20 protein-coding genes and 1 pseudogene are annotated in these 12,205 nt (G+C 35.3%); 20 read left to right on the top strand and 1 reads right to left on the bottom strand.

The annotated features are described in order from the left end of the window. Nucleotides 1-22: 22 nt before the first annotated feature. Entirely contained in the window at nt 23-226 is a 204-nt protein-coding gene (locus B5473_RS05035) for a hypothetical protein (RefSeq protein WP_079523953.1), read from the bottom strand. A gap of 110 nt (nt 227-336) precedes the next feature. Between B5473_RS05035 and B5473_RS21040 the strand changes: the two genes are divergently transcribed. The 20 genes and pseudogenes from B5473_RS21040 to B5473_RS04935 form a co-directional block, all read left to right on the top strand. Then, nucleotides 337-813, top strand: coding sequence for a M23 family metallopeptidase (locus tag B5473_RS21040; RefSeq protein ID WP_139377682.1), 477 nt, complete (start codon nt 337-339; stop codon nt 811-813). Between the two features lie 13 nt (nt 814-826). Then, on the top strand, nt 827-1,276 hold the full coding sequence (locus B5473_RS05025; RefSeq protein WP_079523951.1) for a lysozyme: 450 nt from the start codon (nt 827-829) through the stop codon (nt 1,274-1,276). Nucleotides 1,277-1,490: 214 nt separating this feature from the next. Beyond that, entirely contained in the window at nt 1,491-1,694 is a 204-nt protein-coding gene (locus B5473_RS05020; protein ID WP_065217360.1) for a DUF6366 family protein, read from the top strand. Nucleotides 1,695-1,758: 64 nt separating this feature from the next. Beyond that, nucleotides 1,759-2,421 (top strand): hypothetical protein, encoded by a 663-nt coding sequence (locus tag B5473_RS05015; RefSeq protein WP_231918733.1) that lies wholly within the window; start codon nt 1,759-1,761, stop codon nt 2,419-2,421. Between the two features lie 127 nt (nt 2,422-2,548). Then, a complete protein-coding gene (locus B5473_RS05010; protein WP_065217358.1) occupies nt 2,549-2,875 on the top strand; it encodes a DUF1827 family protein in 327 nt (108 codons plus the stop codon). A 20-nt stretch (nt 2,876-2,895) separates the two neighbouring features. Beyond that, complete coding sequence (locus tag B5473_RS05005; protein ID WP_065217357.1) at nt 2,896-3,177, top strand: hypothetical protein; 282 nt, start codon at nt 2,896-2,898, stop codon at nt 3,175-3,177. Nucleotides 3,178-3,225: 48 nt separating this feature from the next. Next, nucleotides 3,226-3,441 carry a hypothetical protein gene (locus B5473_RS05000; protein WP_065217356.1) on the top strand — a complete coding sequence of 72 codons (216 nt, stop codon included), beginning with the start codon at nt 3,226-3,228 and terminating at the stop codon, nt 3,439-3,441. A 57-nt stretch (nt 3,442-3,498) separates the two neighbouring features. Further along, a complete protein-coding gene (locus B5473_RS04995) occupies nt 3,499-4,176 on the top strand; it encodes a hypothetical protein (RefSeq protein WP_065217355.1) in 678 nt (225 codons plus the stop codon). Nucleotides 4,177-4,231: 55 nt separating this feature from the next. Beyond that, a complete protein-coding gene (locus tag B5473_RS20770) occupies nt 4,232-4,441 on the top strand; it encodes a hypothetical protein (RefSeq protein ID WP_065217354.1) in 210 nt (69 codons plus the stop codon). Next, nucleotides 4,414-4,578 carry a BRCT domain-containing protein gene (locus B5473_RS20765; RefSeq protein WP_079523950.1) on the top strand — a complete coding sequence of 55 codons (165 nt, stop codon included), beginning with the start codon at nt 4,414-4,416 and terminating at the stop codon, nt 4,576-4,578. The genes B5473_RS20770 and B5473_RS20765 overlap by 28 nt, the downstream gene beginning before the upstream one ends. A 204-nt stretch (nt 4,579-4,782) precedes the next feature. Further along, nucleotides 4,783-5,229 carry a hypothetical protein gene (locus B5473_RS04980; RefSeq protein ID WP_065217353.1) on the top strand — a complete coding sequence of 149 codons (447 nt, stop codon included), beginning with the start codon at nt 4,783-4,785 and terminating at the stop codon, nt 5,227-5,229. 125 nt (nt 5,230-5,354) lie between these two features. Further along, nucleotides 5,355-5,990, top strand: a complete 636-nt coding sequence (locus B5473_RS04975; RefSeq protein WP_065217352.1) for a hypothetical protein — start codon at nt 5,355-5,357, stop codon at nt 5,988-5,990. Nucleotides 5,991-6,052: 62 nt separating this feature from the next. Continuing rightward, a complete protein-coding gene (locus B5473_RS04970) occupies nt 6,053-6,889 on the top strand; it encodes a hypothetical protein (RefSeq protein WP_065217351.1) in 837 nt (278 codons plus the stop codon). A gap of 380 nt (nt 6,890-7,269) precedes the next feature. Then, nucleotides 7,270-7,692 (top strand): hypothetical protein, encoded by a 423-nt coding sequence (locus B5473_RS04960; protein ID WP_079523949.1) that lies wholly within the window; start codon nt 7,270-7,272, stop codon nt 7,690-7,692. 171 nt (nt 7,693-7,863) lie between these two features. Continuing rightward, complete coding sequence (locus B5473_RS21035; RefSeq protein ID WP_269454599.1) at nt 7,864-7,989, top strand: hypothetical protein; 126 nt, start codon at nt 7,864-7,866, stop codon at nt 7,987-7,989. Then, entirely contained in the window at nt 7,970-10,132 is a 2,163-nt protein-coding gene (locus tag B5473_RS04955; RefSeq protein WP_079523948.1) for a type IA DNA topoisomerase, read from the top strand. The genes B5473_RS21035 and B5473_RS04955 overlap by 20 nt, the downstream gene beginning before the upstream one ends. A gap of 221 nt (nt 10,133-10,353) precedes the next feature. Then, nucleotides 10,354-10,623, top strand: a complete 270-nt coding sequence (locus tag B5473_RS04950) for a hypothetical protein (protein ID WP_065217346.1) — start codon at nt 10,354-10,356, stop codon at nt 10,621-10,623. 28 nt (nt 10,624-10,651) lie between these two features. After that, nucleotides 10,652-11,038 carry a hypothetical protein gene (locus B5473_RS04945; RefSeq protein ID WP_065217345.1) on the top strand — a complete coding sequence of 129 codons (387 nt, stop codon included), beginning with the start codon at nt 10,652-10,654 and terminating at the stop codon, nt 11,036-11,038. Between the two features lie 462 nt (nt 11,039-11,500). After that, nucleotides 11,501-11,779 (top strand): DUF1871 family protein, encoded by a 279-nt coding sequence (locus B5473_RS04940; RefSeq protein ID WP_065217344.1) that lies wholly within the window; start codon nt 11,501-11,503, stop codon nt 11,777-11,779. Between the two features lie 215 nt (nt 11,780-11,994). Beyond that, a pseudogene (locus B5473_RS04935) lies at nt 11,995-12,205 on the top strand (helix-turn-helix transcriptional regulator); the annotation flags it as partial.

The raw sequence follows: 12,205 nt of genomic DNA, 5'->3' as shown, positions 1-12,205 counted from the left end.
TCATCGATAATACCCACAAACATTAATTTAACAATGTTTGTGGGTATTTTTCACCTACACGTCTTTGTTCTTGTTTTCGATAAGTTTGTTTATATAGCTTCAAAATATTTTCATCTTCTTTTGCACGAAGCTCTTTTAAAATATGCGCATAGGTGCTCATTGTTGTTTGTACAGTTTCATGGCCCAATCGTTCTGAAACATACTGGATATTAAATCCTTCATGCAAAACGTAAACATCCGGTAACAGGGAAAATCCAAAAACATGCGGGTGTGGAGCTGGTGAATATCAAAATTGCTAAGGCTCCAATCTTAGCCACAGCTGCTGGGTAATTACGCTTGGTTAAAACAACAAAGGGTGGCTACGGCAAGCACATCATCATTACTCATAACATGGGTGGCCAGGTATACGAGTCTGTTTATGCTCATTTAAAAACCTTCAATGTAAAAACAGGTCAAACGGTTAAACAGGGACAACAGATTGGGGTCATGGGGAACACAGGGATAGGTACTGGCATTCACTTGCACTTCGAGTTGCACCGTGGTCAATACCAATACGCAAACGGCAACTATCCAACATCATTTGATCCTTGGCCATGGATCAATCAGGATCATTTTAAGATGGGAGTTTCCACAATTGGAATAAGCCTAATTCAAAAATGGGAAGGATTTTACGTTGCAGCTTATTTATGTCCGGCAAAAATATGGACAATAGGCTACGGTTTAACTAAATGGCCAAACGGTACTCCAGTTAAACAAGGTGAGAAAATCACTAAAGCAGAGGCACTCATTTTACTTAAGCAACAAGTAAAATGAGCATGCTTCAGCTATTTTTAATTATGTAAAGATACCATTAACACAAAATCAATTTGATGCTCTCGCTTCATTTTGTTATAACATAGGGGCAAATGTTTTAGCCAAAGACCCAACGCTCACACGCTTTATAAATGCAAAGGATTGGGCAAACGTTACCCGTGTCATGCAGCTATATAAAAAAGCAAGTGGCAAGGTGCTCAAAGGATTGGTAGATCGTCGCAAAGACGAGATTTCATTATTTTTAAATGGATTGGAGGAAGAAAAAGTGTATAGTTCAGGGGTATTAAAAGCAGAGCATGAGGAAACTCGCTCAAGCGCAGCACGTCGAAAGATTATTGTTGAGGCTGCTATTGCAGCAGGATACAACAAAATTTGGCGCGAGAAATTAAAAGAAGGTACAATTACAGCTGATGATGTAGACGCACTAGCAGCTGGTACACTTGTAAAAATTCACAAAGGATGATTTCAATCCCGTTGCCTAAAGTAGATTGCCATAAATTTTGATTGTGAGAAATATATAAAATAGAAACTTAAAAAATCTGTTTTGTTGTCAAATATTTTAAGGTTAAGGGTATGGTACAAAAAGAAGAGTATTAAATTTTCATATTCGATTCTTCATTTATTATATAAAAGTGTTATAATTTGTATCAAAATACAATTTAAGGGGGATTTGTTATATGAATTCAAATGAAAAAGAAACTCCAGAACAAAAAAGGGAACGGTTGAGACAAAACGAATTAAAAAATAATCCTACAGGATCTCTAAATGATGGGGTAAATAGGGGAATGGGTGGAAACTTAACTGGCATGGGTTTAAAAGAAACAGGGGTTTTAATTATTGTTTTATTTGTTGGTTATATAATATATAAAATATTCTTCTAAATTTTCAGTGTTTTTTGTCATCTTTTATGTTATCGTGGAAAAAAAAGGAAGGATGATGAAAAAAATGTTGAAAAAAATCTTTACTAGTATTGTCGCTTTTTCTTTTTTAGGATTTTTAGGAATGGATTCAACCCAAGCAAGCAGTAGTTTATCTGGATTCGAAGCACCTGAGGCAAAATTTGTAGTTAGTGTTACAAATGATGAGACAGGTGAAACTACTTTATTAAAACCAATTTTATTAAAAAGTAAGTTAAATGATCAAATAGGAACATATTCTCAATCGGAGGTTGAAATAAGAAGCGTTGGTTATGAAGTATTTATTCCGTTAGAAAATCCAACATCTTCTGAAATTTCCCTTTTTGATTCTGCTGGAAGTAAGAAAACAGAAGCGGGCGTTACTGCATCTATAAACGTAGATTATAATTTAAGAGCAAGTAACACAGAGATCCAACTAACTAAAGTATACGGTAGCTGGTCTACAGATGAAAAAGTTTATGTTTTATCAAATAGAACAGTTAACGCACATTCAGGCTCATCTTTAGGCACAAGTCTTCCTACTAAATATCCAACATCTAATACTTTTTCATATACAACTGGATTTGGCTATAATAAGTTCGGAAACGGCGACGGAAGTCCAAGAGCTTGGTCTAGTGTTAAAGCACAAGTATCTGGTATGCCTTCATCTAGCGCAACAATTAGTGTAGAGGTTGTTTTCCCAGATAAATAAACCATTAAATCTATACTTTTAGAAAAGACCTTACCTATAAAAATGGTAGAGGTCTTTTTTTATTGAACAACAGGAACGTTTGTTCTATATTTGATTAAGGGATAAAATTATTATTGGGAGGATTAATATGAACATTAATTATCCGTTTGCTAAAGAAAGAATGTTTAGGGATATAACAAAACAAAGAGAAGATGTGGTAAAAATCACTGCAAATTCCTTAGAAGGAGTAACTGTTAATGTTTTTGAATGCAAGGGTACTTATATAATTTATAGCCAATCCAAAGAAGCACAGCATGCCAGTATTTCAAATGTAAGGCAGCCTGTGAAAGACTGGGAAATTGGTTATGCAATCGCTAGAATTTTAAAAGTTAATACTAGTGATACAAACATTTTTGTTACAGGGAATAATGTTGTTCATATACATCACGAAAAGGATAATATACTACTAAACTAAAGATAAAGGGGTGAAGAGTAATGCCAATAAAAAATGAGAATATACAAATAATATTTGGAACAGGAGATATTGGTGTTCAAATAGCATGGTCCAATGTTAAAAAGTCAGGAGTAGTTGAATTCATAGAAATAGAACCTAGACCTATTGGGAAAGAATTTACTACCAAACAAAAAACGATGAATGTAGGGGAAGCACCGGTTACTTTAGTTTTTAATGAGATTGAAAGTTTAGAAGCTGTTATTTATCAACTACAAAAATTAAAAGGGATTATGAGCAATGAAATCCCTACAAATAAAAAATAGTTTTCTATATTATTGTTAAAATGGATAAAGGGTAATCTGTTTGAGGGCGTGGAGTTCACATATGACAGCGAACGTATTGCTTTTGTAGAATCACTCGGCTTTGAATTTTCGGAGTCACATTATTTCTTTAAAAAGCAAAAAGGCTTAATAGAGGTTGAACGCCTACTTAAATTTATCGAAAAGTATGAGCATGAGGTACGACCAACATTGCCACACATGATTGATGGATTGGTATTGAAGTTTGATCGCTTAGACTTACGTTAAAAGCTAGGGACTACTAGCAAACATCCACGTTGGGCGGTTGCCTTTAAATTCAGTTCAATGGACGGTATTACACAACTGACGGATATTGCTGTCGCAATTGGTAAGTCGGGTCAATTATCGTTTACAGGCGTGTTTAATTGCATTGATATTGACGGCGTAGAAATTCGCCGTGCAACGCTGCATAACCTGGCCAACATTGAAACGAAAGACATTCAGATCAACGACAATATTTTAGTTAGCCGCGCCAATGATGTAATTCCTCAAATTGTACAATCATTCCCTGAGCAACGTTCAGGCAACGAGTTTAAATTCGTTCCGCCAACGATCTGCCCGGAATGTGGTTCTACATTAGTTAAGGAAGGTGAGCATTTATTCTGTAAAAACTCGGATAACTGTACACCGCAAATTGTTGGTAAGCTGGAGCACTTTGTTTCACGTAATGCCCTTAATGTAGATGGTTTAGGCGAAAAAGCGATTGAACTATTCTACGACAAAGGATTAATTGAAACGGTGGCTGACATTATCGAATTGCCGCGTTTTAAACAGGTAATTGTAGGGCTAGATGGCTTTGGTGAGAAAAAGTACGATAAATTAGTAGCTGGACTTGAAGCATGTAAAACTTCAACACTGGCACAAGTATTGTACGGATTCTCGATTAAACTGAACGGTCAGACAGCTTCCAAAGCAATTTCAAAAGTATTTAAAAACATGGATGAAATTTTAGAAAGTAGCTAAAACACCAAATGCACTCTACTTTAAGTTAATTCAGTTAGATGATTTTGGTGATAAAATGGCTGTAGAATTCGAAAAGTTCTTCCAAGAGCCGATGAACATTCATCAGATCGAACGTTTAAAGGCACTAAGTTTTACAATACAATCAGATTATGTGGCACCTGCAAGCAATTCATCACTTACAGGTAAAGTCTTCGTAATTACAGGTAGCTATCGAAATCACGTGACGATTTTAAGTCTATTATTGAAAAGCTCGGCGGAAAGGTAAGTGGTTCTGTAAGTAAGAAAACGGATTACTTATTAATGGGTGAGGATGCGACAGGTACTAGCAAACATCAATCTGCTGTAAATAATGGCGTAACAATTCTTTTAGAAGAAGATTTCAACGGTTTACTTTCACAGTAATCTGATATCCGCTTCAATAAAAAAGATAAGAAAATTCAGGTTTTCCAAGTTGTACATTGGAAAATTTGGCTTTTTTCTTTTATAATTCTATAATTATCCTTATGAATTCCACATACATTTTGTTATGGAAGAATACTATTAAAATGTAATAATTTTGACGATATACAATATAAGAATAATTATGAACAATCGAGGAGTCCCGCAATGCTAGATAAATTGGAAAAAACAAAAGGAAAAATCATCGTAACATCAAAGTTTAACGTGAAGCTCCAAGAAACAACGTGGTCTAAATACATTAAGGTTAAACGATACGAAAATGTAGTGGCCTTTATCAAAGATTATAAACGAACTATCTCACGTACATGGAATAAAAAATATAAGACTCAATTACAAATAAGTGATCTAATTCTCGACGAAGAGCTATATAACAATTTTACGCAGCCTTTCATTTTAAAAGAATACGCCTTGACGACAGATCAATTATACTCTCCGTTTTACGCGTTAATTACTTACAAAGAAACTGGGAAAATAGCTTTAATTCCTGCGAGTGACGTACATGCAGTAGACATGAAAAAATTAGTCTCGGATGTGCTTTGTGAATACGGGTACATTGATTCCATACCGAAGTATCAATTAAAAAAGCTTTCATAACTTTAATACTTATAGTAAAATTATAGTGCATTACAACTTACATATTATTAATAACAAAAATTGCGAAGCACGCAAATACGCTCTATATGGGCTTATTTGCGTGCTTTTTTATTTTGGAGGTAAGAATGTATAGAAAACTCATAATACCTGTAGTAATGGCTTCTGTTTGCGTATTAGGTGCCTGTGAATCACCGAAATACAATGAAGAAGTTGTGGTGGAAAAACAAGCGGTACAAAAACAATTAGATAAGATCGACGAAGAAAATACAACAGCCGTCGGCTCAATAGAGGGCGTGGTAGTTGAAGTAACAAAGGACAATACCCTTATAATACGTATGCCGCGCCGGGATGAAGAAACACCTGGTGGCTTACAAGTGAATCCAGAAGGCTTAATTGAAGTCGGATTTTCAACGTTAAACTTACCAATTGACGAAAAGTACCATGAAGCGCTTGAATCATACTTGCTGAACAAGGACGTTAAATTTGTAATTGATAAGCCTCAAGAAATGACAGCAAATAAAGTATTAGGTCAGATTCTTTTGCCAACGGGGGAAAGTGACAAGCCATATACATTAGTTCAGGAGTATTTATTTAATGACGGACTAATCGAAGCGAGTCCTCAATTAACCGAAATATACGAAGCAGTAAAGCGTTCTGACGAAAGTTGCAAGGCATTAATGAGCAAAAGTGAGATAGAGAAAGATGTATTTAAAGCAGTAACAGGCACAATTTCATGTGTGAAAGATGCTGCAGCTCTATAATAAAACTTGCTGTACCTACACGTTTCCGATATTTTTAATTTAAGAATGTGAGGGGTCAGAATATGAAAAAGAGTGTATTCGTATTAAATGAAATACATGATATAGCACCAGCTGTAGAGGCGCGGTTACTAAGTTTATCCGATACCATTTACTCAATATCAACGAAGGAATGGGATTTTATAGGGAAAGACGGCGTAGGCACTACACGATTTAATGATGTAAAAACATCACATCATGCTTTTGGTCGCTGGAATGAACGAATCGGACCATTCGCTACATATGATCAACTTGCTAATCTAATCAAATATATTTGCATGTATGAGCCGAGCCGCGTTGAAATGTACAACGCCAAGCAATTAAACGGAACCAAATTTCAATATTTCATTTTAGATAAAGACATTGTTGCGATTTTTACCATAGAGAACGATGTACTTGTCATACAAACGTATTTAGGTCGATTGAGCTTGAAACCGCAGCTGCAAAGTGTGGCTGAACTATACGACTTTATTGTGACTGAGCGTGACAATACGGACTTAAATGTACCAACTGAGGTGTTACAACTTCAACACCTACCTTACGGGCCTTTCCAAAGTATGCAGGTTGCAGATTCATTAATGTATTATCAAATGGAATTTAGTAATGAAAAAGTTGTGCTGAAGGTTGATCAAGATCCAAACAGCACATCATACACGTATACAATCGTTTTACTGAAGCATAGGCACAACATGAATTTGGATGTATTAGATTTAAGCACCATCTTAAAAATGAGCAATCGAAAGTTTGTAGCGAAATATATTTCAACGAATTATAAGGAAATGCCAGATTTATGTGAGCATTACAGTAATAAATCGTTGTTTAACTTCAAACAAAAAGTTTTGTATAACCGAGGTGAATATTAGTGGAATTTTATTGTGACGATAAAGGCGTTGTTCGAGGCTTATTCAAGCTCGACGATAAGGGGAGAACCTTTTTTGAGGTAGCCCGATATAAAGAAAGTGATAAGAAGCGAATTTATGAGATAGCCGATAGCATTACACCGGATACTCATGGAAAGGAAATCGAGAAACTGTTTGAGGGCATTGATTGTACATTACGTACCAAACGGCATTTTGTAAAGCCAAAACGATTTGACAGTAAATCAGCCCTCTACGTTTACGCTACTGTTTGTATTATGTTTGCAATAGTTGCTTATTGGACGACTTAACATTATGCAAACATTCGATTTTTGCGTAATTAAAAACACTGTTGTACTCTACTCGTAGAGAAAGGAAGTATTGAAATGACAGGACAATTAAACCTATTTGACTGGATAGAGCCAGCTACAAGTTCAGAGATTGCTGCTGCTAGCAAACCTATTGAGCAAAAAGAGCCTCCAATACTAATTGTTGAGGAATCAGTCGTAGCGAAACAACCCATTGAAATGAAGGAAGAATGTACCGAAGTAGCGCCTTCAAACGAGCCAGTTACGGAAGACAGTACGGTTAATCCCGAAGATATATATGTAGGTCAATCGTGTCGTATCATCTTACCCAAAAAGGACACTGAGCTATATGATTATCTGAAATACTACTTTCCGTTTGTAATTGACAAAACTGGCGACATTGAAGAAATTACATTCAATGCAAAAGGCGACTGCATTTGCAACGTAAAATACGCGGTACCAACCTTTTTTTTTCATTCTTCCGAACTCGTTTTTTTATAGCATTTATCGGATTTTATGATATAATTTACATCAAGTATTTGATATTAATATGATGTCAATTAGGCGAACGTAAAGAAGCACTTTACTAATGTTTTCAAAACATTGGTGAGGTGCTTCTTTTTTTCGTTTTTTTAAAATTCTAATAATTTAAATGGAGGTTTTTACTTAGCTATGAAGCAACAATTTAAAGGTTGGGACCCAAAACTACGCATGATGGTACTGCTAGGAACACTTTATGAAGCAGAAAAATTATATGAAGAACATGGAATGAGTACTTATGGATTTAATCATATGTGAAAAACGTTCGGTCGGTATTTCAACCGCCGAAGCGCTATCAACTTCTTTTAAAGAAGAAAAAGGCTACATTGTCTGTAACAACAATATCCTTATAACTTGGTGTATCGGCCATCTATTTACGATGGCTGCCCCCAAATCATACAATCCTGTATGGGAAAAATGGTCGTGGCATACCTTACCGATGATTCCAGACCGTATTAAGTTAGAAATTATCGACGATGCGCGCATTAAAGCGCAGGTGAGCGTGATTAAAAAGTTAGTGGAAAAGCCAGAAGTAACAAGGGTGGTAGTCAACAGTGATGCCGCCCAAGAAGGGCAATTAATCGCCGGCAATCTATTACGAATGTTAAGTGTTAAAAAGCCGATTGTTCGTATGTGGGTGTCGTCAATGTCTGTAAAAGCATTGCAGCAGGCTTATAAAAACGTGATTTCATGGAACGACCCGAGCCAAGTAAATTTATTAAAAAGTGCTGAAACGCGTACGATTAGTGACTGGATCGTTGGTCTTTCATTATCACGTGCAATGACTTTGTGGGCCCAAGATGCAGGTGTCGATTATAGCGAGGGCGGTAGCAGAGCTTTAAACATGGGACGTATTATTAATGTAGTCGCGGCAATGGTTTATGACCGCGAAATGGAACGTACAAAATTCAGTAAACGTATGTACTATCCATTGTTGGCTCAGTTCCAGCAAGGCGACACAAAGTACCTCGGTTATTTAAAAGCTGAAAAGGAATATGAGAAATCCGTTGTCGAGAACATCATTAATCAGATCCGCTCATTACCTGCGAATGTTGTTAAGAGTGAGAAACAAGAGAAAACAACACCGGCGCCCTTGCTATTCGATTTAGCGAGCGCGATTGCTGCAGCAAGTAAACGATTCGGCATGAAAGCCCCACACATACAAGAGGTGCTAAATGATTTGTACCTGAAAAAGTATTTAAGCTATATCCGGACCGACAGCCAGTATATTACTGAAAACGAAATTCCTTTAATGCATGAAACATTCGATTTGCTAAAAGACCGTTATCCTCACTTAACAGCAAATGCAGATAAGAAATATGTACACGCAGCAAATAAGCGGATTGTACAGCCGGATAAAGTTGCGGACCATCATGGAATTTTAGTAGAGCCAAAAGTTCCGACCGGTTTAAGTGATGAAGAGCAAAAGATTTATGATATGGTCCTGGAACGTTGCTTTATGCACTTCAACCCGCCATTTAAATACCAAAACACATCTATTCACACACGAATGGGCGATCACTTATTTGTTTCAACGTACAATGATACGATTGAGTTAGGGTGGAAAGCTTTATTGCCAACCAACCAAAAGGATAAAGAGAAGGAAAGCGCGGAGAATGAGGATGATGCCGCGCTCACAGGCTCACCAAACGTCGTAGTTGGTTCAGCTAACATTATTGGTGCAAAGATTGAAGAAAAGGAAACAGCTCCACCACCTGCTTATACAGACGGTTCATTAATCCTTGCTATGAGTAATGTATCAACTATCGTTAAGGACCCTGTAATGAAAGAGAAATTGAAAGAGCGCGGTATAGGTACATCAGCGACGCTTGCGGCAACTGTAGAAAAGCTATTGAATATTGGGTACTTAACTTACGACAAAAAGAAAGTAACCATTACTAAAAAAGGTGCGTTCATTGTTGAATCATTACGTAAAACAAAAATACAGGTATTAACTTCTCCTGAAATGACTGCTCAATGGGAGATCGAGTTAGAGAATATCCGTAAAGGAAAAAGTCCTCAAACATTCAATAATGCGATTGTAAACTTTGTGAAGTTAGCTGTAGAGGAAATTAAATCGATACCAAATGACAATGTGCAGCTGATCGACTATATAGGTGAGTGTCCAAAATGTAAATCTGGCCTTACACGTACTGCAAAGCGTATCAATTGCTCAGGTACTAAAAATGGGTGTGACTTCTTCTTATGGTCGAACCAATACAATAAAGCCGTATCAGATAAGATGCTGGAACAATTACTAACTAAAGGGAAAACAAATGTCCTTTCATTTAACACAAAGGAAGGAAAACCATACAAAGCTCAATTAGCACTAGAGGCACCATATGAACAAGGGAAATTAAAGCTTTTATTCGCGGAGGCGAAACCTAAAGTGAAAAAATGATAATATGAATTACTTTATGTAATTTTACAAACAGATTCTTTATATTACAGTTTAAAAACAATCTATTTAATTTTATTAAACTACTATAAAACACATATTATTTTTTGTTATTTTTCAAAGTTCTTATGTCTATTGTTAATAAATACTGTTAATATGAACTCACATTGATTTATAATTATGTGAGCTAGTAATAATTGGAAATTAACGCGGAGGGCATTCTAATGAATAAGGTTTATAAATTAACTAAAGACAAACTTAAGATCGAAGACAGCTATATCGTATTAACATCCCTTTTAATTATTCAACTTGATAATGAAGGGAAAGTTTCAGAAGTACGTACTGTTCATACTTCAAATGAAGAGTTTTTAATTGCTGAGGCTTCAGATGAAATTAAAGCGCTTCCGGATAGAGATAGCAAAGAACTTGAAAAGAGCGAATTTGACGAATTAGTAGAGATATATAAAAATAACATTAAAGATATCCAATCGTAATGAATTTATAGCAAATGAGGGAACTTTAATGATCTTACAAAATGAAAACACAATGACATTATTTGAACAATATGAATACACATCAAACGTTATTAAGCAGCTTCAACTTGAAAACCACATTGGAGAAATGGAATGGATTCAAATGGAGTCGTTTGATCAAATTCAGGACGCCTTTACTGACGTTTTAGCAACATTCAATGGCTTAACGAGTGCCAACATACCTTTAATTCACGAATCAAGAAAACAGTCTTTGAAAGACTATGTAAACATCAGTAATAAATTACACGCGTTTGTCCTGGAACAAGCCCGCCATGAGTTGCAAATGTCTTCAAAAGACGTAAATTACTTATTTAAAGAGGTTGAGTTTGCTGGAGCTAGATACTTCACAAAAGACAACCCTCAACGCTTGTTTTAAACCTTAGACTTATAATATTCGGTTATATCCATTTACCTGTAGCAATCTGCTGCAGGTCTTTTTTATGCAGTATTTTAGAGTGTTTGTGGCTCGAAGTGTAGCATTTTAATAAAGTTCGATTAAAAGTAAGTTGCAAACGCTGATTTTATACAGAAAGAAACCAAAAGTTTGAAACAAAGTTTAATCAAAACAGTTTGTTCTTTACTTATCTAGATTGGTTCTTATAAAAGAGTTTAATTATTTCGGGATGCGAATATTCAATTAAAGCGCCCAGATTGTGGAATAAGGGATCGTCATATTCGTGTGGTATACTACATTACATAAAAAAAGGACAAATACGATTTTGAGTACAGGATTAGATAATTATGTTACCAAACGTTGGTTTGGGGACTTTTATGTTTTAATTAAGAGTAAATTTTTAAGAAGCAGATTTTAGAATATTTTTTCAGGGAGAGATTCTCATTGTCAAATAAAGAATTAAAAGAAAAATATGATAAAACATTTAAATTAATCAAAAGAATCATTAATAATTGGGACCCCATCGGTTTGCTACCATCAGCACCTGATGATGAATATGAAATGGAAATAGGAAGAATTGTTTCTTTACTTAATAAAGCTGAATCTGTAAATGTTTTTGCAGCAGGAATTAGCAGTACCTTTAATAAATATTTTGATGTGAATATCACTGATGAAGAATGTCTGCCTGTTGCTCAAAAAATCTGGGAGGCAGTGGAAAAATAAATGAAATATTAAGTCTATAATTTTTCTGTATTAAGCTTTTAAAATGCACCCAAATCCCGCTTTGGGAATCTTATATCCGAAAATAATATACGTTATTGAGAATTGGAAGAGTCCAATTCTTTTTTTATTGTTTCATTCAAACATTCACTTGAATAATAAAGAAAAAGGAGTACAATATAATCAAATGAACGTTTGAATAAGAAGGAGCGATATTAATGAGTAATAAAGATACTTGTGAAATTTATTGTTATGACGAGGAAAAAGTCAATCGAATACAAGGTCAATTAGAAAAAGAAGACCTTTCTAGTGTTGCCCAATTGTTTAAAGCACTTGCAGATGAAAATAGAGCAAAAATTTCCTTTGCTTTATGCCAAGATGATGAGTTATGTGTTTGTGATGTTGCCAATATTATTGGTTCTTCTGTTG

Origin of the sequence: Solibacillus isronensis, assembly GCF_900168685.1 — a bacterium.
GTDB classification, from domain to species: Bacteria; Bacillota; Bacilli; order Bacillales_A; family Planococcaceae; genus Solibacillus; species Solibacillus isronensis_A.
This window is presented reverse-complemented; position numbering and strand designations above follow the sequence as displayed.